The sequence below is a fragment of the Hymenobacter ruber genome, from assembly GCF_054783255.1.
The window spans coordinates 968901-992865 of record NZ_BAAGQX010000002.1; the positions used below are offsets into that span (position 1 = coordinate 968901).

The window sequence follows — 23965 nt, forward strand, 5'->3', positions numbered from 1 at the left end:
ACGTAATTTTGCGCGCTGTTTTATTGCCTTTCCATTAGCTGAACCCGTTATTTTTTGTGGCTACCATTCTAACCCCGCCCCCCCTGCCCCGGCCCGTTGATTCCTCGCGCCCGCCAGCCCGCCGGGGTTCCTGGCCCGCAGCCTGGGCTTCGATGAGTTTCCGGTTGCGGCTGGGTGCGGTGGTGCTGGGCCTGCTGGGGCTGCTGCCGGTGGTGCCGGGCTTCTACCACTTCATTCAGGCTCGCCCCGGCCAGCGGCTGGCCGACCCACTGCTGGAGCTGCTGCCGGTACACGACGTTTCGGCCCTCACATTCGCGCTCATTTATGGGGCCATTGCAGCCACCCTGGCCTACCTGCTGCCCCGGCCGCAACGGCTATTACAGGCGCTGTGGGCCTATTATTTCCTGCAATTAATGCGCATGCTCACGCTCTGGCTGCTGCCACTGGAGCCGCCCACCACGCTGGTCATTCTGCACGACCCGGTAATGGACCGCATCTTCGAAGTAACCACCCAGCCCATCGTGCGCGACCTGTTTTTCTCGGGCCACACCGCCACCATGGTGCTCCTCACGCTGGCTGGCCGGGGCCGCAAGTGGCGCTGGGTGCTGGGCCTGATGAGTGTGGCCGTGGGCCTGCTGGTGCTGGTGCAACGCGTGCACTACTCCTACGATGTGCTGGCCGCGCCGTTCTTCGCCGGGGCCGCGTACTGGCTGGCCGGGCGCGTGTGCCGGAAGTAGCGCGGACTTTGTAGTCCGCGAGTGAATGGACATTCAACTGCCCCACTCGCGGACTACAAAGTCCGCGCTACTTCCTACAAATACTTCTCGTAAATCCCGGCCGCAATCTTCTCCACGATGCCCTTGGGCACCACGCTGGTGAGGCCGGCCGATACCTTGTTGAGCACACCGGGGATGATTTCAGCCTCGCCGGCCAGCAGGCCATTAACGGCGGCGATGGCTACGGCTTCGGGCGTCATCGAGACTTTGTTGGCGGTGGCTTGTAGCTCGGCGCCCATGCCGGCACGGTCGGCAAAGTTGGTGGTGGTGGCGCCGGGGCTCAGACAGGTTACAGAAATATTGCTGGTTTTCAATTCGTAGCGCAGGCCCCGGCTGAAGCTCAGCAAAAACGCCTTGCTGGCCGCGTAGAGTGAGAGCGAGGGCACGGCCTGGTAGGCGGCGGTGCTGGCCACGTTCAGAATGTAGGCTTTCGGGGCCTTGTGCAGGGCCGGAAGCAGGGCGTGGGTGAGGGCCACGGGCAGGTGCATATTCAACTGCATCATGTTCTGCTGGTCGGTCAGGCTGAGTTGCTCGAAGCGGCCCCAGAGGCCGTAGCCAGCGTTATTTACCAACACGGCCAGCTGGTCGGCTTGCTGATTGGCCCAGGCGGCTACGGTTTCGGCGGCGGCGGGGGCGGCCAGGTCGGTGGCGAGCACGTGGGCCTGGCGCTTGTGCCGGGTGCCAATTTCGAGGGCCAGGTTGGTGAGCTGGTCTTCGGACCGCGCCACCAGCAGCAGGTCGTAGCCGCGCTGGGCCAGCAAAAGGGCAATGGCACGGCCAATGCCGCGCGAAGCGCCGGTAACGAGAGCGTACATAGTGGGTGGGTGGATTAGCGGGAAATGGTCTGTCATCCTGAGCGCAGCGAAGGACCTTATCACGCTTGCGCTATTTGAGTTACTTCAAATCGTTCTTTGGTGATAAGGTCCTTCGCTGCGCTCAGGATGACAGTTAATTTAGCAAATACCCTACTTCACCAAGTGCAAAAAGCGCAGGTAGAACGGCGTAGGGCTGTCCTCGCTCTTGGGCTGGTACTTGCCCGAGATGATGGGCACATACATCACGCGGCGGCGGCTTTCGGGGCCTACCAGCGGCGACTGGGCCACGCGGTGCCACATGCGGCCGTCGTGCACGGTGAGGTCGCCGGGCTCGGTTTCGATGGCTACCTCGTTGGGGTCGTAGAACACGTCCTTGTAGTATTTCTTGCGAAACAGCATCTTGTGCAGGCCCTGGCGGTGGGTGCCGGGAATCACGCGCAGGCCGCCGTTGGTGGCCTTGGTGCCGTCGAGGTGCAGGCCCACGTTGAGCATGGGGCCGATGCGCTTGCCGTAAAACACGTCGCGCAGCGAGTCGGTATGCCAGCCCATCTGGCTGAATTCGGAGCCGGGCACGTTCACGTAGTGGTTCACCACGAGGCCATCCTTTTCATTCTCGCCCACGCGGCCGCCTTCGGCTTCGAGAAGTGGAAAAAGCGCTTTGAAACGGTCGTCCTGGAGCAGTTCATGCAGCACGGGATGGTGCTGCGAGGCGAAGGCAAAGCGCTGCACAATGCGCGAGCCGTCCACGTCGTGGCCGTATTTAATGGGCACCCCGTTCACTTTTTCTACGCCCTCGGCCAGCCACTTGGCTTGCACATCCTCCGTTGCTTTGAGGATTTGCTGGACGTATTCGGGCGAGGCGAAGGGCCGGAAGTGAAGGAAACCGTATTTGGTAAAAAAAGCCCGTTGCTCGGCGGTGAGGGTGCTGCCGAGCGTGAAGCGTGGATAGTCAGAGGATAGGGCCATAACAGAAAATTGGCGGCCGCCGGGTATTCCCGGGCGACACACAAAGGTAATACGTCCGGCGCGGCCCCTGCCGGTTTTCAGGCGGGGCATTCGGGCAGCACGGCGGCTATAACCGCGCTGCGGCATGGTAGTTTTGGGAAGGCAAATACGCGTTTGGCAGGTGAACAGATGGTGAACCAGCGCCACAGTGCGCGCCCGCACTGACGGCTATTGCGAGGCAATGCTTTAACGGTCAGCAGGTATTTGGGTGCTGCCCACCGCACCGGGCACCTGTGGCCGGGCCAAGGCTGCACAAGGAAAGGGAGATAAGGCCGTTACAGAAGCTGCGCTAACCGCGAAAGTTTCTATCTTTTCCCGCTTCTTTCCAGCCTTCCATGCTTCTACTGCCCACTTTCCAAGCCGTTTTGCAGCCGTGTGCCGTTGGGCCCGACGCGTTTCGTGCCCACCCGCAAGGTCATTTTTGCGACAGCTGCCAGCGAGTGGTGCAAGATTTCAGCCACTCAACTAACCCCGTGGCCGACCTGGCCGCCGCCCGCGCCGCCGCGCCCGATGGCCGGGTGTGCGGCAGCTTCCGGGCCGCGCAGGTGCAGGCTCCGCCGCCGACATTGACGCGGCGCTTGAAGTGGTTTCTGGTGGCGCTGGTGCTGGTGGTGGGCCAGGGCCTGACGGCGCGAGAGGCCTTGGCGCAGGTGCGGCGGGCATCTAATCGCACACAAGTGGAAATGGTCAAAAGCAAGGCCACTCAGCAACCGAAACACACAGACCAGTTATATGGCGTAGTGGTGGAGCAAATGCCCAGTTTCCGCGGGGGCAGCAATCGTGAGATGGTACAATACATTCAGAAGCAAATTATCTGGCCGCTTAAAAATGGGGAAATGATTCAGGCAGAAGGCAAAGTATTTGCCTCTTTTAATGTCGGTGCAGATGGACGAATACGTGACCCCAAAATCGTGAAGGGCTTACAGCCGCTGTTCGATGCGGAAGTGTTACGGGTACTGCGAGCCATGCCTGATTTCATCCCAGGCCGGCAAAATGGCAAACCTACAGTAGTAGGTATGGTAGTGCCTATCACGTTTAAATTGGAATAACCCCATCAACCAAGCTAGTATTAGCTATTTACAATTCGGATATTATTTGGACATTCCGCCCAAAATTCCGCACCTTCACCACCGTTCTCCACACTTTTCTAATTCCCACTATTACGCTCCACCCTCCCCGCCCTATGGTTTTCACGCCCAGCCCCATGCTCCTCAAGTTGCTGTACACCCGCGGCAGCCTGCACAACCTGCCCGACAACGCGGGCGTGGCCTTTAGCCTCAAAAACCGGCTCGATACCGTGAAGGTGACTGGTTTTAAGCAGGTGCAGATTGGTGAGGTGGTGGTGCCGGCTGATAAAATCCGGGTCGATTTGGGCAACGGCGAGCAGCGCGCCGCCACGGCCATCGATGCCGACGGGCAGGCCGTGGAGCTGCCCGTCGGCCGCGCCATCACGGTGATGCTCGACATGCCGGCCCTGCCCGAAGGCATGCACCCGGTGCAGATGTGGTTTTCGACCGATGCCTTCGGCGACCTGCACGTGGAGGTGGAAGACGCCATTGTGGGCGTGGCCAACTCCAAGCCCCGCATTCCGCGCTCCGAGGAGGACGACTATTCCGAGGCGGCCATCGCCGCCCGCCAGCGCTTTGCCGAGCAGTTTTCGGAGAAGGAATTCAAGCACCTCAAGCACTACTCCTTCGATGCCCACCAGCTGCAGGGCAACTGCGAGCATTTCATGGGCGTGGCCCAGATTCCGGTGGGCCTGGCCGGACCGCTGACGGTGAACGGCGAGCACGCCCAGGGCGATTTCCTGATTCCGATGGCCACTACTGAGGGTACCCTGGTGGCCAGCTACAACCGCGGCATTCAGGTGCTGAACCTGTGCGGCGGCGTGAAATGCACCGTCATCGGCGATGCCATGCAGCGCGCGCCGGTGTTCGTGTTTGATGATGCGCGCGGGGCGCGGGACTTTGGCAAGTGGGTGGAAGACAGCATTGACCAGATTCGGCCGCAGGCCGAAAGCACCTCCAGCGTGGCCAAGCTGCAGTACATCGACACCTATCTGAGCAACAAATTCGCCTACCTGCGCTTCAATTTCAGCACCGGCGACGCGGCCGGGCAGAACATGGTGGGCCGCGCCACCTTCGCCGCCTGCTCCTGGATTCTGGAGAACTACAAGGGCGCGAAAATCGAGCACTTCTACCTCGAATCAAACTTCGCCACCGACAAAAAGGCCTCCCAAATCAACGTGATGCGGACCCGGGGCAAACGCGTGGTGGCCGAGGCCGTGATAAAGCGCGACATTCTGATGCAGCGCATGCGCGTGACGCCCGAGCAGCTGGCCTACCACGGGCAGGTGAGCAACGTGGGCGCGTTCATTTCGGGGGCGAATAACAACGGCGCGCACTCGGCCAACGGCATCACGGCCATGTTCATTGCCACGGGGCAGGACGTAGCCAACGTGAGCGAATCGTCGGCTGGCATCCTGTATTCGGAAGTGAACAAGGACGGGGATTTGTACATCAGCATCACCATTCCTTCGCTCATTGTGGCCACCCACGGCGGCGGCACCGGCCTGGCTACCCAGAACGAATGCCTGCAAATGCTGGGCTGCGTGGGCCGGGGCACGGTGCGCAAGTTTGCCGAAATAGTGGCCGGCGTGGTGCTGGCCGGCGAGCTCAGCCTGGGCGCGGCCATCTCCAGCTCCGACTGGGTGAGCAGCCACGAGCAGTACGGCCGCAACCGCTAAACACCACGGGCCAGCCCGTTTGACACCTTTCCATTGCTCATCTACATGACTACTACCCAAAAACTTGGGGCCGGCCTGATGCTGGCCTTCCTGCTGCTGTCCGCATCTGCCCGAGCGCAGATGCAGTCTTCGCGCGACCTCACCGAAATCGGCATGGACCTCTACCAGCGCGCCAACGCGCCCGACGCTCTGGCGCGCATGCGCAAGGACTTGGTAAATGCCCCCGAAGCCTACCTGGAGCGTGTGGAGTTACCCGGTACGTTGGTATTGCTCGATAAGCGCCGGGTGCGGGTACCGGCGATGAAATACAACGTGGCCCTGCGCCTGCTGGAAGTGCGCGACTCGACCGGCAGCCACGTGTGGCCGCCCGGCAGCCTCGACGGCTTCTACCTGGGCAAGGGCAGCGATATGCGGCATTTCCGCAGCAAGCTGGTACGCAACGGCAGCACCAAGCTCGACTTTGTGGAAGTGCTGACTCGGTCCGACAGCAGCCCCATGGCCCTGGCCGTGCAGCACAGCTACCGCCACGAAGACGCCCAGCTTGACCCCATTCTGCGCACCGAAACCAAGCCGGAGCGCACCGAAATCGGCCAGACGGTATTGGCCGGCACCGACCTGGTGGCCAAAGAGCCCTTGCGGGCCATATCCCTCAACCGAAAGAGCGTGAGCGAGCTATTTGGCTCACGAGCCCCCGAAGTAACTGCCTGGGCGGCCAATCAAGGGTTAAGCTACACTGACCTGGGCCAGGTGCTGCGCATGGTGGAATACTATAACCAGATATCCTTTAAGCAGCCTTAATCAGAAGGGAATTCCCAAGGATGGCACGGTGCTTGAAAACGGGTCCGATTAGTGCGCAACCGCCTAATTATCGTAATTTTGACGCCCCCTGTTCCATTCACCATTTTTTAGTGCCTTTAGTGAGACTCCACCTCTACTTATCTGCTATTTTTTTGCTCGCCGGCACACAGCAGGCCAACGCCCAGGCCGCGAAGGAACAAGCTGAAGCCCGCACTATCTACGCCCAAAGCAACCGCAACCCCACCGCCGCCACCCTGCGGGCCGGCCTGAAAACCCAGGCCACCGGCTTCCTCGGCGATGGCGCCTTTCAGCCGGGGGCTCTGCGCACCTTCGACGGGCGCTACCGGCCCGTGCCAGGCCTGCGCTTCCACGCCGGCATGCGCCTGCTCGAAGCCCAGGATTCTATCAACACCGATTCGACGCATCTGTGGCCCGTGGGCAGCCTGCGTGGCTTCGACATCGGCGAGATGGGCGGCACCGGGGCGGATGCCCTGCGCCGCTTCCGCCCCCGCCTGGTGAAGGAAGGCAGCGCCGGCACCCGCCGCGAATACGTGGAAGTGCTCACGGCTGTGGATGCCGGCCCGCTGCTGCTGGCCCGCCTCTATTCATCGGGGGCAGATGCAGTAGCCGGCCGCCTTTCCATGGCGCCCCTGCTGCTGGTCGGCGTCGGCAACGAGCCCACGGAACCCCTGCACCCCATCACCCTTAACCAAACCGATGTGCTGCGCCTGTTCGGGAAGCGTGACAACGAAATCAGCACCTTCGCCAACGCCCAACATCTGCAATACGACCAGCCCGCCGACGTGGCTCGTATGATTGACCACTACAACCGCGTGGCGGTGGTGAAGTAGCGGGTTTCGACTCACGTTAGAGCATCAAAAAAGCCCTTTCTGCGCGTGCGGAAAGGGCTTTTTTACTTTTGCGTGCAGCTACAGTGGGTCGGCCGTCACCTTAAAGCGTGTGTCCGAACGGATGGTGAGGGAATCCATAATAAAGTAATTCGGCCGCTGCCGGCTGTACACCGTCAACTCGTACGTATCCGCCTTCAGGTAGTCATCGAGGCGGTCGGTGGTTGGAATGAGCATCAGCGTTTTGGCACCCTTGGGCGGATTGTAGAGGTGCGCGAGCAAAACTCGGTTATTAACCTTGGGCGTATTGATGTAAACTCGCAGGGTATCGAGGAAGTCGAAGTTGAGCGTGGCCGGGCTAACCAGGGTAAGCTGCATCTGGTCGAGCAACACGTTTTTGACCTTATCGCGGGTGGTCTTGTTGTTGCGAAACGAGGCTTCCGAATTCGTGATGATGGATACCGGCCGGGGCAGGCCCGTGTAGAAAATGCTGGGCGGGGGGATTCGGGAGTTCTGCGACACATCCACGGTAAACGTCAGGAGTTGGTCAATCAGGTTCTTTTTGCAACCGAACACCGTCAGCAGCACCAGCACGGGGGCGAGGAGAAGGAGCTTCTTCATAGATTGTCGGGCTATTGATAAGTAGGGGTCGATATACGTAGCCTGGTCGCTAAAGAGTTCGGGGCAACCGCTACGGTAGTTCTTCAAAGTTACAACGAGCGGCCTAGTCCATCATATCCGCCGATTTGGGCGGGTCGGGCACGAAGCCGGGGTTCCAGCTCATGGGGTAGCGGCCGTCGATGTATTGCAGGGCCGTTTCGGTGAGGTAGAGCGGGCGGAACGTGTCGAGCATCACGGCTAGTTCGTGGGTTTCCTTTTTGCCGATGCTGGCCTCCACGGTGCCGGGGTGCGGGCCGTGCGGCAGCCCCGTGGGGTGCCAGGTGAAGGAAGCCAAATCGACGCCTTTGCGCGACATGAAATTGCCAGCCACGTAATACAGCACCTCGTCGGAATCGACGTTGGAGTGGTTGTAGGGCGCGGGGATGCTGAGCGGGTGATAATCGAACAGGCGCGGCACGAAGGAACAGATGACGTAGTTGTGCCCCTCAAATGTCTGGTGCACGGGCGGCGGCTGGTGCAGGCGGCCGGTTATCGGCTCAAAATCGTGGATGCTGAAGGCGTAGGGGTAGAAATAACCGTCCCAGCCTACCACGTCGAACGGCGAGTGCGCGTAGGTAAGCTCGTGCAGCATGCCTTCTTTCTTGGTGTGTATCACGTAGTCGCCTTCGGGATATTCCTCGGTGATGAGCTCCGACGGCGGGCGCATGTCGCGCTCGCAGTAAGGCGAGTGCTCCAGCAGCTGGCCGAAGTGGTTGCGGTAGCGCCGCACGGTTTCCACGGGGCTGAACGACTCAATAATCATCAGCCGCACCGGGCCTTCCTCGAAGTGCAGTTGGTGGATGACGGTGCGCGGCACCACCACGTAGTCGCCGGGCTCGAAGGCCACTTTGCCCATCTGGCTCCACAATTCGCCCCGGCCTTCGTGTACGAAAATCACCTCATCGGCCTGGGCGTTTTTGTAGTAGTAATCCATCCGCTTGTCCGTGGGGTTGCAGATGCTCATGGTCACGTCGGCGTTACCGAGCAGGGTTTGACGGGCGGCCAGGTAGTCGCCGCCAGTGCTGGTCTGGGCCAGTGTGCGCAGGTGCTCGGGCTGGAGCGGCCGGTCCTTAATCAGCTTCGGCGCGAAGGGCTTGGGCGTGCCCACATGCTTAATCTGGGTGGGCGGGTGCACGTGGTAGAGCAGCGACGACACGCCGTGAAACCCAAGCGTGCCCACCAGCTGCTCCGAATACAGGGAGCCATCGGGCTGGCGAAACTGAGTGTGCCGCTTGCGCGGAATCTGGCCGAGGCGGTGGTAATGCGACATAAAACGGGTGGGATTGGAGTTGCGAATTTACGGAACTGCCGCCGAGGTTGGCGTGGCACACACAGTACCGCGACCTTGCTGGTAATGCCCCGCCACTTTTTGGGCTAATGCTTGGATATGATGCCGCCCCGGGTTAGCCCGTTGTTTTAATGAACAACAGTAGTAAACGTACCATCATCCAGCCGAATCCCCAACTGATTCTCTTCCCCCGAAAAAGTCCCTTCTACGTTGTTGGCACTCTCGTTCAAAGCAAAGGAGCCAAGCATGTAGTTCACATGGCTCGTGGAAGTACCAATGCCCGTGATGGCATACGTGGTGCCTCCAAGCACCACAGTGGCTCGCACTGCCTTATAAGGCTTTGGCAAGGTATAGGAGGGCTGTTCCTCATAGGTAATTACAATGCCATCCTGCCCCTGCGTGCCACCTTCCACCTCGTAATAGCTGCGGAGTATATTGGTAGAACCTAGCTTACAAGGCCAGATGTATTGCCGTCCGTTTATTTTGAGGCGCATCTCGCGTGCTACCGGCGCTGGCTGGGACACGACTGCTTCCGACTTTTTACATCCCGAAGTTGCAGCTGTGACTAAAAGCAGCACTGCGATGCTAGACCTGCTAGAATCCATTACTAAAAAGGACAGGATTGAAGGATGAGTAAATGTAGCCCGCTGATTTCAGGTATCCTGTTTCGGCGGCTATGTCTACTGAGTTGGCCCTCCCTTATTTCCCCAGCAGCGCCAGCTGCGCGGTGTTGTCGCTCACCACGTGCAGCGCGCGCTGCAGCTCGGCATCCTGTTCACGCAGTACAGTGTAGTAGGCCACGTTGCCATAGGCGCTGCGGGCGATGTAGGCCTTGAGCTGGTTGCGCAGCAGCGGTCCGCAGCGGCGCACGCTGGCCGCGTCGGCCGTCACGCCATCCTGGGCGGCCTGGGCGGTCAGGCTGGCCAGCTGCGCATCCGAGATGCGAAAGGTGGCGTTGAACTGCTCGAAACGCAGGCCTTCCAGCTCAGCTTTGTGGCTCTGGTAGAAATTCAGGGCGAAAGCGCGGGCCACGCCGTGGCTCAGCAGCTTGGTGAAATAGAGGGAATGGGCCACCGAATCGCGCGGCACGAACACATCGGGCATGATGCCGCCGCCGCCGTACACGGTGCGGCCGTGGTCGGTGCGGAACTGCAGGGCTTTGGAAAAGTGGATGCTGTCGGCCGACTGCAACTCGCCGCGGGCCGAGCGGCCGCTCAGCTCGGCGCTGTATTCGGCGTAGTTGGCACCGTAGGGCTTCTGGATGGAGCGGCCGGCGGGCGTGTAGTAGCGGGCAATGGTGAGGCGCAGCTCGCCGCCGTCGCTCAGGGCAATAGGCTGCTGTACAAGGCCTTTGCCAAAGGTGCGGCGGCCCACCAGCGTGGCGCGGTCGTGGTCCTGCAACGCGCCGGCCACTACCTCGGCGGCCGAGGCGCTGCCTTCGTCCACCAATAATACCAAGGAGCCTTCCTCAAATTCGCCGGCCACTTTGGCGTAGGTCTGCGAGTCGTATTGGTCGCCCTTGCCGTCGGTGTACACGATTTTGCGCGAGCCGGCAATGAACTCATCGGCCAGGCGAGTGGCGCGGTCGAGGTATCCGCCGGGATTGCCGCGCAGGTCCAGCACGAGGCGGGTGAGTCCTTGGCGGCGCAGGTCGGCCAGGGAGGCTTTGAATTCGTCGTAAGTATTAGAAGCGAAGCGGCTCACCTTGATATAACCAGTCTGGTCGTCAACCAGGTACGCGGCATCAATCGAGCTATTCGGAATGCGGCTGCGGGCAATGCTCAGGCGCAGGGGCTGACCCTGGTGCCGACGGCGCAGCTCGATGGCCACGCTGCTGCCCCGGGGGCCGCGCAGCAGCTGCGAGAGTTGCCCCGAGGTAAGGCGGGCGCCCGACACCCGCTTGCCGGCGATGCTCAGAATCTGGTCGCCGGGCTGCACGCCGGCTTGCTCGGCCGGGCCGCCGCTGAGCGGGGCCACCACCGTCACGGTATCGCGGAAGGTGTTGAATTCGACGCCGATGCCGTCGTAGTCGCTTTGCAGGAAGGAATCGGTTTTTTCACGGTCGCGGGCCGGGATGTAGACGGAGTGCGGGTCCAGTTTTTCCAGCATCTGGGCCACGGCGTAGTCGGCCAGGCCTTCGGTGTCCACCGAGTCGGCGTAGTCGCGGTCCACGTAGCTCAGGATTTCTTTGAAGCGTAGGTAGCCCCGGGCCGTAGCATCGGGGTTTTCTGACGAGGGCCGGAAGGGATTATTGGCCACCAACACGCCGCAGCCCATGGCCAGCACCAGCAAAAAGCCTTGCCGCAACCAGCCGCGCCGCCAAGAGCCAGCCGACGCACCAGTTGCCTGATTAGCAGGGGTAGAAGTGGGCATGTAAAATAAGTGTAGCGTTAATAATCAATAGGATAATCTTATATGCGATTCAAAATTATTGAAATTTTCCCAGTTCCAAGTGCCGCAAGGTAGCCATTTCTGCATTTCCTAAATCAATGCAATAATTTACAATAAAAGGGCAAAAACAAACTGTTTTTACTGGCATATTACAATTTAGTTGTGCCGTATAAATCATTTGGAAGCAACCGCAATCTATGATTTTTCCCATAACTTTTCGCATGACTTTCGTTCAGGCCATGTCTTTTCCGGTTGGACACCGCTTTTCCCCGTGCGAGCGGGGCGGCAATCAGCACTCGGAGCAAATACGGCCGGTGTTGCCCGGCGGATTGGGACCTTTCGGGCCGCCGTATCTTTGCACCCGGCCGCAATGGCTGGCTCTTTTTACTTTCTTCGTTTTACCCCGCCACCACATGGGTCGCATCCTTGCCATCGACTACGGAAATAAGCGCGTGGGCCTAGCCGTGACCGACCCGCTGTGCATGATTGCCTCGCCGCTGGAAACCATTCACAGCAAGGATTTGCTGGCGTACGTGAAGGCCTATCACCAGCGTGAGCCCCTGCGGGCCGTGGTGGTGGGCATGCCGCGCACGCTCCTCAACGAACCCACCGACGTGACCAGCGCCGTGGTGGGCCTGCTGCGCACGCTGCGCCGCGAGCTGCCCGCACTGCCCATTCACGAGCTCGATGAGCGGTTTACCTCGCGCATGGCCCACGCCACCATGCTGGCCGGCGGCCTCGGCCAGAAGGCCCGGCGCGACAAGGCGACGGTGGACCGCATCAGTGCCACCCTTATTCTGCAATCATTCCTCGAATCGCCGCTCATGCGGGAAGTCTGAGTTCTCAGTTACTAAAAAACGTCATGCAGAGCGCAGCGAAGCATCTTTACCTCAATAGTAAATGAATTGCGTTGCGCGGTAAAGATGCTTCGCTGCGCTCTGCATGACGGCCATATATTCCCTTTTACCATGATTTACTCCATTGTTGCCATCGGCGACCCCGTCCTCAAGACCAAAGCCAAAAATATCCCCGCCGACCTGCCCGCAGCCGAGCTCAAACAGCTGATTGCCGACATGTACGAAACCATGTATTCGGCCAATGGTGTGGGCCTGGCAGCACCTCAGATAGGCAAAGCCGTGCGCCTGTTTGTGATGGATTCGGGCCCGATGGTGGAGCTGGATGAGGAAGACCTTGCCGAGCTGGGAGAGGGCGAAGTGCCCGAGCCAACCGTGAAGCGTGCCTTCATCAACCCGCAGATGGTGAGCGAAACCGGCGAGGAATGGGGTTTCGAGGAAGGCTGCCTGAGCATTCCCGGCGTGCGCGAACTGGTGACGCGCCACGCCGACATCGTGCTGCGCTACGAGGACGAAAACCGTCAGGTGCACGAGGAAGCTTTCTCGGGCATGGCGGCCCGCGTCATTCAGCACGAGTACGACCATCTGGAAGGTATCCTATTCACTGATAAGCTGTCGGGTTTCAAGAAGCAATTGCTGAAGGGCAAGCTGGCCCGCATCAGCAAGGGCGACGTGCGGCACGACTACCGCATGAAATTCGTGAGCGATGGCCGACGGCGGTAGAAGTCAAACTTGAGGGTATTCTCCGTCCTGCTGAGCGCAGCCGAAGCATCTATACCGCGTAACTGACTCTATTTAGTATTGCGGTAGAGATGCTTTGACTCTGCTCAGCAGGACTGTTTTAGCGAATCCCGATTTAGTGAATTCCGAAGTAGGTTCCGTACCTTGTTAGCCGTGAAAAAATACGGCTACCTGCTTCTGATTTGTTTGCCCCTGCTCTTCGTTGCCCGTCAGGCGCAGGCGTGGGGGTTTTTCGGCCACCGGCTGCTGAACCGGCTGGCGGTGTACACGTTGCCGCCGGGCATGATTGGCTTTTACAAGGCCAATATTGATTACCTGACGGTGAATGCCACGCGGCCCGACTCGCGCCGCACGGTGGTGCCGGGCGAAGCTCCCAAGCACTTTCTCGACGTGGACCGCTACGGCGACAGCGCCGAGTTTAAGCTGCCGCGCAAGTACGCCGACGCCGTGGCCCGCTACGGCGAAGACTCGCTGCTGCGCCACGGCATTGTGCCCTGGAACGTGGTGAGCATGAAAAACCAGCTCACCGCCGCCTTCAAGGCCAAGGATACCGACCGGATTCTGAGCCTCTCGGCCGACCTGGGGCACTACGTAGCCGATGCCTGCGTGCCGCTGCACACCACCCGCAACTACAACGGCCAGCTCACGGGGCAGCGCGGCATCCACGGGCTGTGGGAATCGCGCCTGCCTGAGCTGCTGAGCGCCGATTACGACCTGTTCAGCGGCAAGGCTGAATACCTGGAGCGGCCCAGCGACGCGATTTGGGCGGCCGTTATCCGCTCGCACGCGGCCGTCGATTCGGTACTGCGCTTCGAAAAACAACTCACGGCCGAGTATCAGGAAGACCAGAAATTTGGCTACGAGCAGCGCGGCAGCCAGACGGTGCGGGCCTACTCGCGCGATTTCAGCAAGGCCTACCACGCCCGCCTCAATGGCCAGGTGGAGCGCCAGTTGCGCTACGCCGCTGCTCTCATCGGCGATTTCTGGTACACTTGCTGGGTAGACGGCGGCTCGCCCGACCTGCGCCAGCTGCAATACACGCCCTCGGCCAAGGAGCAGCAGCGCTTGGAGCTGGAAGCCAAGCAAACGGCCGGTGCGCCGGCTACGTCCGCGCCTGGGCACGACGAGTAACGTTTGTCATCCTGAGCGGAGCGAAGGACCTTATCACGTCAGAGCAAGCCGTTCAGCCGTGGTAAGGTCCTTCGCTCCGCTCAGGATGACAGGTTTTATCTCTCTAATGCCTCCGTCAGGTGCACCATGTCCAAATCCACCACGGCGATGCCGTCGTCGCCCACTTCGTAGGCGCGGATGAAGCGGCGGTGCCATTCAATCTCATCGTGGGTGTAGGAGTTGCGGGCGTGTACGTCCTGGGCGAAGGTATCGTCGTAGGCTTTCAGCTGGATGATGATTTCGGCATCGAGGCGCTCATAATCAGCCGGTAGCAGACCGTGGAGCGGGCTCTCCGGGGTGATGTCGTGCACGATGGTCCAGCTCAGGGGGAAGAAGCTGATGGCGTCGCGCTCGAGCGGCAGCAGGGCGTAGGTCTGGTCGTTGGTGGCGGGGTTTACGGTTTTGAGCAGTACGCGGGCCTGCAGGTCGATGAGGATGTTGTTGCGCTGGTTGGCGATGCGGAACTGCAGGCAGGGCATACCGTCGGGCCGGCGGCTGATGATGGCCGTGCGGCTGAAATGGATGCGCGCCGTGGGCCGCGAAAACCGCCCGTAGAGCAAACCCGTGGCCAGCGCGAAGGTGAGCACGCCCACCAATGCTTCCACGCTGCTGAGGAAACCGGTGGCGTTGGTGCCCGGGTACACGTGCCCATAGCCGACGGAAGTGAAGGTTTGAATGGAGAAAAACAGCGCGCTCAGGAAATCCTGAAGGCCGTCGTGCGGGGCGGCCACGCCGGGCAGGTCTTCGAGGCCCAGGGCCATGAAAGCGAGGGCAAAAGCCACGTTCAGCACCGTAAAAAACACCACCACGAGGCCGATAAACGGATACCAATCCATCTGAATAAGCCATTGGTAGGGGTCGTGGCGGTGCGGGCCGCCGCGCCGCCGCACGTTGAACGAGCCGTCGTGATTGATGGCCCGCTTGGTGCGGCGCGAGAATTTTTCGCCGATGCCGGGGTCGAGAGTAGGCATGGAAATGCAGGGGGGTGATGGCCGTTGAGAAAACAAAAGAACGTCATGCTGAGCTTGTCGACGCATCTCTACCGCTTTGTGGCAACGATTGGCTTGCCTGAACAGTAGAGATGCGTCGACAAGCTCAGCATGACGTTCGAGTGATATTCTAATCCATCCATTCACCGTTCACCAACCCACCACATGAAAGGCGTTTATTCCCTTTTGCTTCTCACCATATCCAACCTGTTTATGACATTTGCCTGGTACGGGCACCTGCATTTGTTCAAAAAAATGGCCTGGTTTGCCAAACTGGGGCTGTTTGGCGTCATCATGGTGAGCTGGGGGCTGGCCTTGTTCGAGTACGTGTTTCAGGTGCCGGCCAACCGGCTGGGGTTTGAGGAAAACGGCGGGCCATTCAGCCTGTTCCAGCTCAAGGTGATTCAGGAGGTGATTACGCTCACCGTGTTCACGCTCTGCGCGGTGTTCGTGTTCAAAACCGACAAGCTGGGCTGGAACCATGTGGTGGGCTTCATCCTGCTAGTGGCGGCCGTGTATGTCATTTTCAAAAAGTGGTAGCTATTCGGCTTTCAGCACCCGCAGTACTTCCGTGCGGCCTTCCTGCATAAAACGCAGGTGCAGGCTGTACACGCCCACGGGCAGCCCGGCGGTGGGCAAGGTTAACTGCCGTGCGCCCGCCGTCTGTGACGCGGGAACCATTTCCCGCACCTGGCGGCCCAGGGCATCGTGCAAAGTCAAGCCTACGGGCTGAGGGCGGGCCAGGGTGAAAGCCACCTGGATTTCGGCATCAAACGGGTTGGGGAAAGCGGCCGTGGTGCTGGCCGGGCGGCTGGCGCGCACGGGCAGCAATTGCGCGAAAGTGGTGAGCTGGCCCCAGGTTTCGGTGCCCTTGCGGTAGCCGAGCAGCGTGGTGGTTTCGGTGGTGAAGCTGATGGATTCCTCCTGCGTCTGGCCCAGGCCAGCGACTGTGAGCACGGAGTAGCCGGCATCGATATTACTGGCATTGCGCAGCGAAGTGCTGTCGGCCGTGGTGGTGCCGCACGGCATATAGTTTGCGTGGCGTTGCACGAAGCGGCCATTGTAGTCGGCAGTGCGCCAGGCGGGCAGGTGCACAAAGCCGCCGGTGCCGGCCGAAACCGAACCATCCCAGGAACTGGTGGGCTGGTCGAGGTGGTCGGTGGTGCGGGTGATGTGCAGGGCCTGCACCACGGAGGCGCTCAGCACGGGTGCACCGGAGCAGTTGCGGGTGAGCGTGCGGCGTTGCAGCTGGTAGTCCAGCGCATCGCCGCTGGCGCTGAGGGTACGGCTAATGATGCTGTCGCGGGTCCAGATTTGGGTCTGGCATATTACCCCTGGCCCCAACGCATACTGGCTCAGCGTTTTGCGAAAAAACACATCACCGGGCTGGAAATCATACACCGCAAAAGCGCCCAGTTGATTCACCCCCAAACCCAGCTCCGGCAGGGCCGTGAGGGTGAGCGTGGCCTGCGGAAGCCGGGCATTAAGGTAATGCCCCAACGCCGGGCCACTCACCCAGCCGAAGCGCTTGCCGAGCGTTATCGCGGCCCCATCCGACAAGGTGATGGTAGCCAGCGAATCGGCCTGCCCCAGCACCGTGCCCAGTGTGCGGGCCGTGACGCGCGCCGTGAGGCCGGCCGTGGTGGCTGCCCACATTTGGTTCAGCGCGGCCCGGGGGCGCAGCGTGAAGGTGCGGCCGTTGGCGGCCGCGAGGACGTATTCGGCCCCCGGCCGCTGCGTGAGCGAGGCACCGAATAGGTTATCGTTCCGCTGCACGTAGTAGCCGCAATTGCCCTGTTGGGGCATGGCGCGGCCCGAGCTGGTGCGCTTATTGAATAAAAACAGGGAATCAGTGCCCTGCGCCTGCCGACTGGTTATGCGCAGCAGGTGGGTGGTATCGCCGGGCGTGGCGGAGGCGCTGAGCTGGTAGCTGAGGCCGAAGCGAAAGGGCCGGTAGGCTTGCGCCCGGGCTGTGGAGGCGCACAGCCCGGCGGCCAGCAGGAAAATCAGCGAGGAAATTTGTTTCATGTGGTTGTGGAAGGAATGGAAGGATTGGGGGCGGACAGCACGAGGCAGGCAGCGGTAGGTAGCGGTAGGTAGCGGTAGGTAGCGGTAGGTAGCGGTAGGTAGCTGGGGATAAATATATTGAAAGAAAAATCCCAACCGAATTTTGGCGATGCGAGCCGCCGATTATTCACCTGAAGAAAAATTAATGTGACCTTCAGGGTGGCTTCAGGGCGCGGTAGAAATTTTGTATCGTCGGAAGAGCAACCGGAGTTCGCCGACGCTGACAACTCAACTTTTCATCCCCATATTTTTTTCGTCAATCCCATGAACAAGCCCTTTTATTCGGTGGCCCTGCTGGCCGCTGCTCTGCTGGCCGGCACTATTCAGGCCGAGGCCCAGACCGTGACCAAAGTCAAAACCAAAACTTCCAAGTCGGCCAAAGCCACCGCCGGCACCCCTACCACCCCGCCGCCCGCCGAGGGCGAAGGTCCCGATGGCCCCCGCCCGCCCCGGGGCCCACACGGCGGCCCGCGAGGTGAGCACGGCCCCCAAGGCGGCCCCGGCCGGCGCGGCGAGCACGGCGGCCTGCAAACCATCACCGACGTGCGCGGCACGCTGAGCAGCTACGTGGCCAACAATGACGACCAGGTGTACGACGCCTTCGTGCTGAAGCCCGAAACCGGCGCCGTGGACACCGTGCGCTTCCCGCGCCACCTGGGCCAGCAGCTGCAGGCCGCCGCCAAAGCCGGCAGCACCGTGACCGTGAGTGGCGTGCGCCACACCGGCCCCGACGGCCGCAGCCACTTCCGCTTCGTAAGCCTCACCAGCGGCAGCCAGACCATCAACGACGTGCCGCCCGTGCGCCCCACCACCCCACCCACCCCGGAAAGCGCCACCGCCAAAGGCAGCATCAAGGAGCTGCGGCGCGACCCCAAAGGCCGCATCCGCGGCGTGGTCCTGAGCGACCAGACCGTGGTGCAGCTGCCGCCTCACGCTCTGGAGCAGCTCAGTGATAAGCTGACCGTGGGCGCGACGCTGGAAGCTACCGGTAACCTGCGCACCGCCCAACCCGGCGAAGCCCGCGTGGCCGGCACCACCGCCACCCGCGTGGTGCACGCCCAGACGCTGGCACTGGGTGGCGTAAAGTACCTGGTGCGGTAATTCGGCTGGGTTTTAGAATCTGAACTTATTAGCTCGTCATGCTGAGCGCAGGCGACGCATCTCTACCGTAAGACTAAATCCGATTAGTTGCGCGGTAGAAATGCTTCGGCTTCGCTCAGCATGACGTTTTCGCGTAGTACAACAGCTCCATTATTCCCCCATTCATGCGCATTCTCATCGTCGAAGACGAAGCCCGGCTGGCGGGCTTCATTCAGCAGGGCCTCACCCAGGCCGGGCACGTGGCCGACGTGGCCGCCACCGGCCCCGAGGGCCTGGAGCAAGCCGCCACCACGCCCTACGACGCCGTGCTGCTCGACCTGATGCTGCCCGGCCAGAGCGGCCTCGACGTGCTGCGCAACCTGCGCGAGTTTGGCATTCAAACGCCCGTGCTCATCCTCAGCGCCCTCACCGATACCCAGCACGTGGTGAAGGGCTTGGAGGCTGGGGCCGTGGACTACCTGCGCAAGCCGTTTGCGTTTGACGAGTTGCTGGCCCGCCTGCACATCATCGGCCGCAAAACCGCCGGCCCGGCCGGGGCCGACGCCCTGCGCCTAGCCGACCTCGTCCTTGACCCATTGGGCCGCGTGGTGACGCGCGCCGGCAAAATCCTGAACCTGACCAACCGCGAATTTGCGCTGCTGGAGCTGCTGCTGCGCAATGCCGGCCGCGTGGTGAGCAAAACCCGCCTCGCCGAAAAAGTGTGGGACGTGGACTACGACATGGGCTCCAATGTGATTGAGGTTCACATCTCGCAGCTACGCCGCAAGCTGGACCGGGATTTTGCCCCCGCGCCCGCGCTGCTGGAAACCGTTATCGGGCAGGGTTACCGGCTGCGGGAGCCCGGGGCGGCTGGGTGATTGTAATGGTTGAAGCTTGTCATCCTGAGCGGAGCGAAGGACCTTATCAAGATTGAACAGCCTGCAGTAATTCTATCGGTGCGAACGTGATAAGGTTCTTCGCTCTGCTCAGGATGACAGGCGTACCCCCTAATTCAAACTCAAACCCTATGCCCTCCCCCATCCCTACAACCCGCCGTTTCCGCCTGGGCTTGCGCGGGCAGCTGCTGCTGGTGTTCGGGCTGGTGTTTGGGCTGGCTACGCTGGCGGCGGGCGGCTACCAGTACCGCAGCCTGGGCCGCCTGCTGGCCCGCGCCGACGACGACCGCCTGCGCCTGCGCGCCAGCCAGCTGCTGGCCCGCGTTAGCCTCGACCCCGAGCCTACCCTGCCCCTCCCCGACCAAACCGGCGAAACCATGCGGCTGGTATTTAAGGAGCCCGGGCAGCCGGCCCGCGAGTTGTTCCGCTCGGCCCAATGGCCCGCGGGCGACACGGCCGGACTGCCCCGGCCGGCGGCGCCGGGTGGGCGACTGGGCCAGGGCCGGGTAGTGGCAGTGGCCCGCCTGGCCGCTCCGCCCGGCCAAGGGGCCGACTACGCCGAACCTACCGGCCGCCTCACGCTGTGGCTGGCCCACCCTGCTGCCCCCCTCGAAAAATCTCTGGCCCGGGTGCGCCGCACGCTGGCGCTGGGCCTGCTGGGCAGTGCCGCGCTGGCCGGCGCGCTGGCGCTGCTGGTGGCCGGCGTAGTGCTGCGGCCCCTGCGGCGCATGGCCTCTCAAGCCCGCCGCATTCAGCAGGCCACCGATATTGCGCCGCTGCCCGTGCCCCACACCGGCGACGAAGTGCAGGAGCTGGCCGAAACCCTCAACCAGCTGCTGGCCCGCCTGCGCGGCCAAGCCGCTGCCCAGACCAATTTTCTGGCCGCCGCTGCCCACGAATTGCGTACACCCCTGGCTACCCTGCAAACCGGCCTCGACGTGAGCGGGCGCGACCCCGCCCTGCCGCCCGTCACCCGCGCCGCCCTGGCCGGCCACGATGCCGAACTGGCCCGCCTGGGCCGCCTCGTAGATGATTTCCTGCTGGTGGGCCGGCTGGGCAATGGGGCAGCCTTGCCGGTTGACAAGAAGCCTGTGGCACTTGACGAGCTGTTGCTGGCGCTGGCCGACCGCGAGCTGCCGCGCTTCCGGGCGGCGGACCGCACGCTCACCATCGAGTTGCCCGCTGAAGATGCCTCCACCGCCACCCTATCGGCCGAAACCGATGCCGACCAACTCACCACCTTGTTGTTAAATCTGCTTGATAATGCCCGCAAGCACGCCCGGTCCGGTACGGGTGTAGTGCTGCGCCTACAAGCCGCTGGAGCAGGCCACGGCCCAATTATCAGCATCGAAAACGCGCTGGCGGCCCCGCTGGGCGAGCACCTGGCCCAACTCACTACCGCCTGGTACCAGGCCGACCCGCTGGCCCCCGGCACCGGCCTGGGCCTCTGGATTGCCGGTCGGCTGGCCCACGGCCTGGGCCTGCAGCTGACATTTCAGGAGCAACAGCAGCGGCTGGTGGTGACGGTGGGTTTCCCGGCGTAAGGTTCGGTGCCGACCTTTGGGGTTCCTGCCACGCCCATTTTTTCGCCCATGAACATTCTGCTGGTTGAAGACGACCCCCGGCTTTCGGCCCTCATCAAGCGGGGGCTGGAGGAAGAACAGCTGACCGTAACCGTGGCCGCCGACGGCGAGCGCGGCCAGGAACTGGCCCTCGCCCAGCCGTTCGACCTCATTATCCTCGACGTGATTCTGCCCCACCGCAGCGGGCTGGAGGTACTGGCCGCCATCCGGGCGCAGGATGCGCGGGTGCCGGTGCTGCTGCTCACGGCCTTAGGCACGACTACCGATAAGCTCCAGGGCTTCGGCAACGGGGCTGATGATTATCTGGTCAAACCCTTCGATTTTGCCGAGCTGGTGGCGCGGGTGGGCGCCCTCACGCGGCGCGGCGGCGGGCAGCCCCAAAGTGCCCGCCTGGCCTTCGCCGACGTGCTGATGGACACCGCCAGCCGCACCGTGACGCGCGCCGGCCAGTCCCTGCGCCTTACCACCCGCGAGTTCAACCTGCTGGAATTGCTGCTGCGCCACCCCGGCCGCGTGCTGAGCCGCGGCGAAATAGCAGAACACGGCTGGGACGAATCCTTCGATGCGGGCAGCAACGTGATTGACGTGTACGTGAGCTATTTGCGCAAAAAAGTAGACCACGGTTTTTCAACCAAGCTCATCCATACCGTGACGGGCGCAGGCTACGTGCTGCGGCTGGAGTAGCATTTTTTGTGGCCGTTTGAAGTGGTCTGTCATCCTGAGCGCAGCGAAGGACCTTATAGCCGATGCACGACTTATAATAAATTCTAACTTAAGCTAACGTGAGAAGGTACTTCGCTGCGCTCAGGATGACAGAAGATTCCATTCACCCACCCCCAATTCGAAACAAACCTAATCCATGACCATTCGCAACCGCCTGACCTGGCTCTTCGTGGGTGTGGTGGCCTTCATTCTGCTGGGGGTGCTCACTACGGCCTTTCTGCTGCAGGCCGATTACAGCCGGCGCGATTTCCGGCAGCGCCTGCGCGAGCGGGCGGTGGTGGCGGCCTACATCTACCTGGAAAAGGATGAGCTGCGCAGCTCGGCGTTCCAGGCGTTCCAGAAACAGTTTCAGCGCACGCTGCCGGAGGAGATTATTCAGCTCTACGATGTGCGGGGCGAGGTGCGCTTTGTGCGCGAGGATGCCCGCCTAGAGGTGCCGCCCGATGTGCTGGCCCGCATCCGGCAGGGCCACGAGGAGTATTTTGAGGATGGCTCACGCGAGGCGGTGGGCATTTTCTACCGCGACAACCAGGGCCAGTACGTGGTGGTGGCCGGGGCGGAAAACATTCGCGGCGAAGCTCGTCTGCAATATCTGGCCACTATTCTGGTTACGATTTTCGTGTTGAGCCTGCTGCTGATTTACGCGGCCGGGCGGCTGTTTGCGGGGCGGGCGCTGGCCCCCATCGCGGCCCTCAACGACCAGATGGACCGCATCTCGGCCCACGACCTGCACCGGCGCGTGGCCGAAAACCTTTCGGGCCGCGAGCGGGATGAACTCTCGCGCCTCGCCCACACTTTCAACCGCCTGCTCGACCGCCTCGAAAGCAGCTTCGACGGCCAGCGCGCCTTCGTGCGCAACGCCTCGCACGAGCTGCGCACGCCGCTGGCCGCCAGCATTGGCGAGGCCCAGCTGGCCCTGGCCCGCGAGCGTGAGCCCGCCGCCTACCGCGCCGCCCTGCACGCGCTGCTCACCGACCTCACCCAGCTCAACGCCCTGCTCAACCACCTGCTGGAGCTGGCCCAGGCCGAAACCCCGCTGCCCGAGCACGACACCCGTATCCGCGTCGACGAGCTGCTGGCCGAAGCCTGCGTCGCCATCGACCCGGCCCAGCGCCCGCGCCTGCACCTGCACACCGGCCGCCTCCCCGCCGAGCCCGAGCAGCTGGAGCTCACCGGCAACCGCGCCCTGCTCAGCCGCGCCCTCATCAACCTCCTCGAAAACGCCCTGAAATACTCGGAGCCCCAGCCCGTAGCCGTCGAACTCGAATACGAGCCCGGCGGCGTACGCCTGCGCATTCACGACCAGGGCATCGGCATTGCGGAAGCGGATTTGCCGCAGGTGTTCCAGCCGTTTTTCCGGGCCGGCAATGCCCGGCCGGTGGCCGGCCACGGCGTGGGCCTGCCGCTGGCCCGCAAAATCATCGAGCAGCACGGCGGGCAGTTGGAGCTGGCTTCGCAGCTGGGCCACGGCACCACCGCGCTGGTGCGCCTGCCCACCGCGTAACCACGTAGCGCGGACTTTGTAGTCCGCGAATCGATGGTAACGATTGAACTCGCGGACGACAAAGTCCGCGCTACGTTTTTCTAATCGTATTCTAATGACTGGCCGGTAGCCTTGCAGCAGATTCACCAACTGCCGCACTACCATGAACCTACCAAATCAGTCCCGCTACCGCACAAGTGCCCTCGCTTTTACGGCCGTACTCGGGCTACTATTTTTCACCGCCTGCACCCCTTCCGATGCCGATGCCCTCGACGAGCCCGCACCCCAGGCCGTTGTAACCCAATCAAAAGCCGCCCCTGAACCCGCGCCGGAAACGTTAATTCTAAGCGGCGAAATCGCGGCCGATGCCAACCGCACGGCGCGGGTGTTCCCGCGGGTGGGCGGCCAAGTATTGCGCGTGGGCGTGGATTTGGGTGATGAAGTGAAACAGGGCCAGGTGCTGGCCGTGCTGCAAAGCGCCGAAATTGCCGAGCTGCAAAACCAAAGCACCACCGGCACCGCCGAGCTGGCCGTGGCCCGCAAGAACCTGGCCGTGGCCGAAGAGCTACTCCAAAACGGTCTCGCAGCTGAGCAGGACGTGTTTCGGGCGCGGGCCGAGCTGGCCCGCGCCACCGGCACCGCCACCCGCAACCACCGCCAACTCGACACCTACGGCATGGCCCGAGGCGGACAGTACGAACTGAAAGCGCCCGTAGCGGGCTACGTTATTGAGAAAAACCTGGCGGCGGGCCTGCGTTTCAACGCCGCCAACGTGCCGGCCGCCTTCACCGTGGCTAACCTCGACAGTGTGTGGGTGATGGCCAACGTGTTCGAATCGGACCTGAGCCAGGTGCACCGGGGCCAAGCCGTGGAAATTACCACGCTGAGCTACCCCGACCAGCCGCTGCAAGGGCGCATCAATCAGCTGTTCCATGTGCTCGACCACGACAGCAAGGTGATGAAGGTGCGCTGCACGCTGCCCAATCCCGGCCACCTGCTCAAACCCGGCATGCACGCTCAGGTGCGCGTGCTGGCCCCTTCCACCAACTAAG

23 protein-coding genes are annotated in these 23965 nt (G+C 62.1%); 15 read left to right on the plus strand and 8 right to left on the minus strand.

Going from position 1 to position 23965, the window contains the following annotated elements:
• The first annotated feature begins 56 nt into the window (after positions 1–56).
• A complete protein-coding gene (locus tag ACYVM5_RS04845; RefSeq protein ID WP_460617009.1) occupies positions 57–737 on the plus strand; it encodes a phosphatase PAP2-related protein in 681 nt (226 codons plus the stop codon).
• Between the two features lie 74 nt (positions 738–811).
• Here ACYVM5_RS04845 and ACYVM5_RS04850 read toward each other — a convergent pair whose 3' ends face one another.
• Positions 812–1591 carry an SDR family NAD(P)-dependent oxidoreductase gene (locus tag ACYVM5_RS04850; protein ID WP_460617010.1) on the minus strand — a complete coding sequence of 260 codons (780 nt, stop codon included), beginning with the start codon at positions 1589–1591 and terminating at the stop codon, positions 812–814.
• Between the two features lie 150 nt (positions 1592–1741).
• Positions 1742–2557: a phytanoyl-CoA dioxygenase family protein gene (locus ACYVM5_RS04855; protein WP_342299953.1), complete on the minus strand. Its 816-nt coding sequence runs from the start codon at positions 2555–2557 to the stop codon at positions 1742–1744.
• A 512-nt stretch (positions 2558–3069) separates the two neighbouring features.
• Here ACYVM5_RS04855 and ACYVM5_RS04860 point away from each other — a divergent pair.
• The 4 genes from ACYVM5_RS04860 (at position 3070) to ACYVM5_RS04875 (ending at position 6991) form a co-directional block, all read left to right on the plus strand.
• Positions 3070–3645: an energy transducer TonB gene (locus ACYVM5_RS04860; RefSeq protein ID WP_460617011.1), complete on the plus strand. Its 576-nt coding sequence runs from the start codon at positions 3070–3072 to the stop codon at positions 3643–3645.
• Positions 3646–3779: 134 nt separating this feature from the next.
• Entirely contained in the window at positions 3780–5342 is a 1563-nt protein-coding gene (locus tag ACYVM5_RS04865) for a hydroxymethylglutaryl-CoA reductase (RefSeq protein WP_460617012.1), read from the plus strand.
• Between the two features lie 45 nt (positions 5343–5387).
• A complete protein-coding gene (locus ACYVM5_RS04870; RefSeq protein WP_460617013.1) occupies positions 5388–6140 on the plus strand; it encodes a hypothetical protein in 753 nt (250 codons plus the stop codon).
• Positions 6141–6259: 119 nt separating this feature from the next.
• A complete protein-coding gene (locus tag ACYVM5_RS04875) occupies positions 6260–6991 on the plus strand; it encodes a hypothetical protein (RefSeq protein ID WP_460617014.1) in 732 nt (243 codons plus the stop codon).
• 78 nt (positions 6992–7069) lie between these two features.
• Here ACYVM5_RS04875 and ACYVM5_RS04880 read toward each other — a convergent pair whose 3' ends face one another.
• From ACYVM5_RS04880 to ACYVM5_RS04895, 4 genes are all read right to left on the minus strand, one after another.
• The gene (locus ACYVM5_RS04880) at positions 7070–7609 is read right to left on the minus strand and encodes a hypothetical protein (protein WP_460617015.1); all 540 of its coding nucleotides are present in this window, start codon (positions 7607–7609) and stop codon (positions 7070–7072) included.
• 103 nt (positions 7610–7712) lie between these two features.
• Positions 7713–8918 (minus strand): homogentisate 1,2-dioxygenase, encoded by a 1206-nt coding sequence (locus ACYVM5_RS04885; RefSeq protein ID WP_460617016.1) that lies wholly within the window; start codon positions 8916–8918, stop codon positions 7713–7715.
• A 146-nt stretch (positions 8919–9064) separates the two neighbouring features.
• Positions 9065–9430 carry a hypothetical protein gene (locus ACYVM5_RS04890; protein WP_460617017.1) on the minus strand — a complete coding sequence of 122 codons (366 nt, stop codon included), beginning with the start codon at positions 9428–9430 and terminating at the stop codon, positions 9065–9067.
• A gap of 205 nt (positions 9431–9635) precedes the next feature.
• The gene (locus tag ACYVM5_RS04895; RefSeq protein WP_460617018.1) at positions 9636–11309 is read right to left on the minus strand and encodes a S41 family peptidase; all 1674 of its coding nucleotides are present in this window, start codon (positions 11307–11309) and stop codon (positions 9636–9638) included.
• Positions 11310–11740: 431 nt separating this feature from the next.
• Here ACYVM5_RS04895 and ruvX point away from each other — a divergent pair, with 431 nt between their 5' ends.
• From ruvX to ACYVM5_RS04910, 3 genes are all read left to right on the plus strand, one after another.
• On the plus strand, positions 11741–12166 hold the full coding sequence (gene ruvX / locus ACYVM5_RS04900) for a RuvX/YqgF family protein (RefSeq protein WP_460617019.1): 426 nt from the start codon (positions 11741–11743) through the stop codon (positions 12164–12166).
• A 129-nt stretch (positions 12167–12295) separates the two neighbouring features.
• Complete coding sequence (gene def, locus ACYVM5_RS04905; protein ID WP_460617020.1) at positions 12296–12904, plus strand: peptide deformylase; 609 nt, start codon at positions 12296–12298, stop codon at positions 12902–12904.
• Positions 12905–13075: 171 nt separating this feature from the next.
• Positions 13076–14053, plus strand: a complete 978-nt coding sequence (locus tag ACYVM5_RS04910; RefSeq protein WP_460617021.1) for a zinc dependent phospholipase C family protein — start codon at positions 13076–13078, stop codon at positions 14051–14053.
• Between the two features lie 95 nt (positions 14054–14148).
• On the opposite strand, the gene ACYVM5_RS04915 is transcribed toward ACYVM5_RS04910, so the two are convergent.
• On the minus strand, positions 14149–15063 hold the full coding sequence (locus tag ACYVM5_RS04915) for an ion channel (protein WP_460617022.1): 915 nt from the start codon (positions 15061–15063) through the stop codon (positions 14149–14151).
• Between the two features lie 183 nt (positions 15064–15246).
• Between ACYVM5_RS04915 and ACYVM5_RS04920 the strand changes: the two genes are divergently transcribed.
• Positions 15247–15621 carry a DMT family protein gene (locus ACYVM5_RS04920; RefSeq protein WP_342299975.1) on the plus strand — a complete coding sequence of 125 codons (375 nt, stop codon included), beginning with the start codon at positions 15247–15249 and terminating at the stop codon, positions 15619–15621.
• Here the strand turns inward: ACYVM5_RS04920 and ACYVM5_RS04925 are convergent, their stop codons facing one another.
• Positions 15622–17109: a hypothetical protein gene (locus ACYVM5_RS04925; RefSeq protein WP_460617023.1), complete on the minus strand. Its 1488-nt coding sequence runs from the start codon at positions 17107–17109 to the stop codon at positions 15622–15624. It lies immediately after the preceding gene.
• A 303-nt stretch (positions 17110–17412) separates the two neighbouring features.
• On the opposite strand from ACYVM5_RS04925, the gene ACYVM5_RS04930 reads away from it, so the two are divergent.
• The 6 genes from ACYVM5_RS04930 to ACYVM5_RS04955 all read left to right on the plus strand — a co-directional run bounded on the left by ACYVM5_RS04930 (position 17413) and on the right by ACYVM5_RS04955 (position 23964).
• Positions 17413–18249, plus strand: a complete 837-nt coding sequence (locus ACYVM5_RS04930) for a hypothetical protein (protein WP_460617024.1) — start codon at positions 17413–17415, stop codon at positions 18247–18249.
• Between the two features lie 164 nt (positions 18250–18413).
• Positions 18414–19106 (plus strand): response regulator transcription factor, encoded by a 693-nt coding sequence (locus ACYVM5_RS04935; RefSeq protein ID WP_460617025.1) that lies wholly within the window; start codon positions 18414–18416, stop codon positions 19104–19106.
• Positions 19107–19255: 149 nt separating this feature from the next.
• Positions 19256–20668, plus strand: a complete 1413-nt coding sequence (locus ACYVM5_RS04940) for a HAMP domain-containing sensor histidine kinase (RefSeq protein WP_460617026.1) — start codon at positions 19256–19258, stop codon at positions 20666–20668.
• A gap of 48 nt (positions 20669–20716) precedes the next feature.
• Entirely contained in the window at positions 20717–21391 is a 675-nt protein-coding gene (locus ACYVM5_RS04945; RefSeq protein ID WP_460617027.1) for a response regulator transcription factor, read from the plus strand.
• Positions 21392–21566: 175 nt separating this feature from the next.
• Complete coding sequence (locus ACYVM5_RS04950; RefSeq protein WP_460617028.1) at positions 21567–22934, plus strand: sensor histidine kinase; 1368 nt, start codon at positions 21567–21569, stop codon at positions 22932–22934.
• Between the two features lie 142 nt (positions 22935–23076).
• On the plus strand, positions 23077–23964 hold the full coding sequence (locus ACYVM5_RS04955) for an efflux RND transporter periplasmic adaptor subunit (protein WP_460617029.1): 888 nt from the start codon (positions 23077–23079) through the stop codon (positions 23962–23964).
• Position 23965 lies beyond the last annotated feature (1 nt).